This window comes from Vibrio sp. 2033 (assembly GCF_033339735.1).
This window is the reverse complement of sequence record NZ_JAWOVC010000203.1, coordinates 1-853: the sequence shown is the minus strand read 5'-3', so window position 1 is coordinate 853 and position 853 is coordinate 1. Positions and strand designations below refer to the sequence as shown.

General features: G+C 40.9%; 1 protein-coding gene. It reads left to right on the top strand.

Going from position 1 to position 853, the window contains the following annotated elements; translation table 11 throughout:
• Positions 1 to 765, top strand: a 765-nt coding sequence (gene zapE, locus R7P74_RS25585; protein WP_318123447.1) for a cell division protein ZapE, incomplete at its 5' end; no start/stop codon positions are given.
• Positions 766 to 853: the final 88 nt, after the last annotated feature.

The following is an 853-nucleotide window of genomic DNA, read 5'->3' as shown; positions in this document are numbered from 1 at the left end:
GAGGTAGAAAATCCTCTCTCCAAAGTTGCCGACTTATTTAAACAAGAAGCAGATATTGTTTGTTTTGACGAGTTCTTTGTGTCTGACATAACTGATGCCATGATTCTTGCCACATTGTTGCAAGAAATGTTTAAGCGTCAGATGGTGCTGGTGGCGACGTCAAACATCGAACCACAAAATTTGTATCGTAATGGCTTACAGCGAGCTCGTTTCCTTCCTGCTATTGATATGATTTTGGCGCGTTGCCATGTACTAAATGTGGATAGTGGTGTCGATTATCGTCTGAGGACGTTGGAACAAGCCGAAATCTACCATTATCCATTGGATGAGCAGGCTTCTATTAATTTAAATACCTATTATCAGCAGCTTACGGCTGAGCGTAAAAGCGTTGCCCGCAAAATCGACATTAATCATCGACAGATTAACGTGATTGAAGCCAGTGATGGGGTGTTACATGCTTCTTTTGAGCAGTTGTGCCAAACCGCTCGAAGTCAAAACGATTACATTGAACTCTCACGTATTTATCACACGGTTTTACTGGCCGATGTTCGTCAGATGAATCGTAAAATTGATGATGCTGCGAGGCGTTTTATTGCTTTAGTCGACGAGTTTTATGAGCGTAACGTAAAACTGATTATTTCAGCGGAAGTCGAGATGGATGCCTTATATACCGAAGGACAACTGGAATTTGAGTTCAAGCGTTGTGTATCGCGTTTAACCGAGATGCAGAGTCATGAGTATCTTGCTCGCGAGCATTTGGCATAAATTTGATTGTCTCTTAAAAAAGTGAAGAAAAAATTAGTGATTTGGCGCAAAAAAAGGTGATTTTTTCTTCGCTCTTCTCTATAATCCT